The sequence below is a fragment of the Stieleria sp. genome, assembly GCF_041595215.1.
Lineage (GTDB): Bacteria > Planctomycetota > Planctomycetia > Pirellulales > Pirellulaceae > Stieleria > Stieleria magnilauensis.
Map to the genome: position 1 here is coordinate 1 of NZ_JBFHKV010000842.1, position 3,899 is coordinate 3,899.

The 3,899-nt window shown below is 57.3% G+C and carries 2 protein-coding genes and 1 pseudogene; 2 read left to right on the forward strand and 1 reads right to left on the reverse strand.

Features of this window, described 5'->3' with window-relative positions:
* Positions 1 to 214, forward strand: a pseudogene (locus ABX749_RS25025) (hypothetical protein); the annotation flags it as partial.
* Positions 215 to 354: 140 nt separating this feature from the next.
* Here ABX749_RS25025 and ABX749_RS25030 read toward each other — a convergent pair.
* Positions 355 to 2,181: an alpha-amylase family glycosyl hydrolase gene (locus ABX749_RS25030; protein WP_372898396.1), complete on the reverse strand. Its 1,827-nt coding sequence runs from the start codon at positions 2,179 to 2,181 to the stop codon at positions 355 to 357.
* A gap of 290 nt (positions 2,182 to 2,471) precedes the next feature.
* Between ABX749_RS25030 and ABX749_RS25035 the strand changes: the two genes are divergently transcribed.
* On the forward strand, positions 2,472 to 3,899 hold a 1,428-nt coding region (locus ABX749_RS25035; RefSeq protein ID WP_372898397.1), incomplete at its 3' end, for a sulfatase.

The window sequence follows — 3,899 nt, forward strand, 5'->3', positions numbered from 1 at the left end:
ACGGGGCCGCGAGCGAGAGAAGAACACGTTCAATGAAATTGATTTGTCGCAACACGCCATCCGAGCCACGCATCATATCTATGACGACGATACCGGTATCTTTGCACCGCTTAGCCGGCACGAGTTCGCCCGTGGCAGCGGACGGCTCTCCACCCAAACCGACGCCGTCGGGAAGCACGGTTCGGCGGAGTGGGAGGCCGAATTTTCACGCTAGTCGCGGTCAAGCACAGGGTTAATTGTTGATAACGCTCACGCTGGCGCGAACCGGCTGACGTCAAACGAATATCAGCTGTTTGGCGCGAGCCTACGGGCCCTCACCTGAGGAACCGACGCTTCAACTTAACGGCATTGGATTTAAGCGTCCTGTGAGTAAATCAACACAGTGTAGGGTGGCAATTGGATGCGTCCCTTGCACGGTTGCCCGTCGTAACCTTCCGGCATCGCGTCGATGTCACCGCTCGCATCTCCGCCGAATTCGTCGCTGTAGGCTTCGCGATCGCTGCTGAACCGTCGCTTCCACGTTCCTTGTGACGGTAAACCAAACTCGTAATTTTCGAAGTGTTGGTGGGCGAAGTTTGCAATCACCACCACATCATCGCCAGGACCGCCATCAAATCGGCGAACGAAGGCGACGACTTTGTCATGGTGGTTGACGTGAAAGACATCGATGTGCTGACCTGTTAATCCTTTGGTGCATCCGTTGCGGTCGAGCCGCAATGCGATCAGGTCGCTGATCAACTCGCTAATGCCGCCTAGTGATTCGGCATTGTCCCATTCCAATTCTTCGGTGTCTTGGAACCATCCGTCTTGCAGCAGCTCTTGTCCTTGGAACAGCATTGGAATCCCGGGAGCCGTCATGACCAGGGCGATCCCCAGCGTGGACCGTTTCTGGGCGAAATAGCTGTCCGGATCGGCTTCATCGACCTCGCTGGGAACGCGAGATTTTCCGTTGGCGACCTCGTCGTGCGATTCGGTGTAGACGACTCGTTGGAAGGCGTCACCGTTGTAGGCATGCAACAATGCCTCGCGAACCTTGTTCATGTCGCGGCCGGCATCGTCGGGTTGAGTGATGACGTCTCGAATCGGGTGCACGAACTTGGCGTCCCATTGCGTCGAGAAGCCCGCTCCGCCTTCGATGTCCGACTTCGTCAGGTAGGCGTTGTTTTGCAGGTCTTCGGCGATCGTGATGGCACTCGGCTTGAAGCCGTGTATCTCGCGGTTGACCCATTGAGTCAGCCCCCAGCCTTCGGGGATTTCTTGCTGGCCACTTGCGTCGACGCTGCGGATGTAAAGCGTCATGTCGTATCGCAATCCATCAACGTGGTAGTCTTTCAACCACATCATCGCGTTGTCTCGGATGTAGGAACGCACTTCGCCACGTCCGTAGTCCGGTCGGGTGTCGCCCCACGGAGTGTCGCTGCGATAGTCGTTGTAGAAGTAGATGCCGCCTTTGCCGTTTTCGCTCCAGCCGTCGAATTGCCAGAGGTCCAAGTCGCTGGGGCCGAAGTGGTTGTAGACGACATCCAGGATGACGGCGAAGCCAGCCTTGTGGGCTTCACGGACAAACGTTTTAAAACCCTCGGGGCCGCCGTATGCCGATTCAATCGCATAAGGATGGGCCGGGTTGTACCCCCAAGAGAGGTCGCCGGCGAACTCCGCAATTGGCATCACCTGCAGCGCGTTGACGCCCAAACGCTTGAGGTGGTCAAATTTGTGTTGGTAGTCGGCGAAGGTGCCCACGTCACTGTCCCCGGGCCGATGGAACGTTCCGATGTGGGTTTCGTAGATGACCAGTTCGTTCCACGCTGGCATTTGAAAGTCATCGCCCTGCCAATCAAAGTTCGGATCGTGGATCACCCCGTTTCCGACGGAATTGGTCACCTTGCGGACTCGCGGGTCGATTCGGGTGAACACGTCTTCGCCACGAGTGATTTGATACTTGTACTCGTCGCCCGGTTTAGCGTTTTCAACAAAAGCGAACCAATGCCCGTTGTCTTCATTGGTCATTTCGTTGGCATCACTTTGCCACTCGTTGAAGTCACCCACGACGCTGACGCGATCGGCATGTGGTGCCCAGACACGAAACGCGACGCCGCGGTCCAGGACAATGGGGCCCATTCCGGCCGCTTGGGTCTGTTCATTCGTCGCTGCCGACTCGCCGCACAAAGTGGAGGGTGCCATTAAAAGGATTCCTTCAAAATGAATCTGTCCGACCCACCACACGACGATCGTCAGTCGACCACGCTGTGATGTTTCTGGAGCAACGACGCTCTGAGCAACTTTCGTGCCGAAATAAGGTGCGGCAATCGTCGTTCCAAGCTTGGTGGCCGCGATGGCTGCCGCGGTCTCGTGTAAACTACGCTCCGCAACACCGCCGTTCGGCCGTGTTTCACCTGGCCAAACGTCATCGAGCTCGCACCGCAGCGAACTTGTTTGAAACCATCGATCCACCCGCCATTTCACCAGTCCTCATGATGCACCACCTGAAACTCCTTTTCCTGCTGGCCGCGACGTTTGTCCTTCCCGCGTCTCGGGGCGGGTTGATTTCTGCGGCGGAGGAATCGTCGTCGCGTCCGAACATCGTGTTCCTGTTCGCCGACGACCAGAACACGTACTCCGTTGGATGCTATGGCAACAGCGACGTACAAACGCCTCAGATGGACCAATTGGCCCGCGACGGCATGGTCTTTGACAACCACTACAACACCACGGCGATCTGCATGGCCAGTCGCTCCAACGTGTTCACCGGCATGTACGAATACAAGACGGGCTGCAATTTCAGCCACGGAAACATGCGTCCGGAGGTGTGGGCAAAGTCCTATCCGGTTCTGCTGCGCCAGGCCGGATACCTGACGGCCTTCGCCGGCAAGTTCGGGATCGAGGTGCAAGGCAAGGGGTTGTGTGAAGACGACTTCGATGTCTGGGGAGGCGGGCCCGGACAGACCCATTACGAAACAGCCAAGAACAAGTCGATGGCGAAGTACGCCAAGCGATACCCCCACTCGACGCTCTCCTACGGGGCTTTCGGCCAAGACTTCATCCGCACCGCCGCCAAGCAGGACAAACCGTTCTGTCTGTCGATCAGTTTTAAGGCTCCGCACAAGCCAGCGTCGCCAGATCCTCGGTTCAATCCCATCTATGAGGGCAAGACGTTCACCAAGCCGGCGAACTTCGGCCGCGAGTTTTCCGAACATCTCTCGCCACAAAGCAAGGCCGGCCGACAGTACCCTCGCTTTACCGAGTGGAAGTACGACACCGATTACGACGGGGAGATGCGGAAGTATCACCAGCAGGTCTACGGCATCGACGTGGCGCTCGGCATGATTCGCGACGAACTGAAGGCCCAGGGGGTCGCCGACAACACGGTGGTCATCTACACCAGCGACAACGGCTACATTTGTGGTGCACACGGCTATGGTTCCAAGGTTCTGCCGATGGAAGAATCCTCGCGCGTGCCACTGATGATCTATGACCCCCGCAGCCCACTCAACGGCAAGCAGATTCGATGCGACCGGTTGACCGGCAATATTGATTTCGCACCCACGATGCTCGAACTCGCCGGCCTTTCCATTCCCGACAACATGGACGGCAAGAGTTTGCTGGGGCTATTGCAGAATCCCAACGAGGGCGGCCATGAACAGATGGCGTTCATCAACGTGTTCGGGCCTCTCGCTACCCACAGCCTGACCTGCCTGACTCGACAGCACAAATACACGTACTGGTGGTTCGGCAACGATCAAATGGACCCAGTCGAGGAGCTGTTCGATACCGAAAACGATCCGCTGGAACTTGTCAATCAGGCCAATCGCCCCGAGCACGCCGCAACGTTGGAACAGATGCGAAAGCGGTACGACCAAGAATTGGCGAAGTGGAAGCAGCAGGCGGTGGATTACAACGAT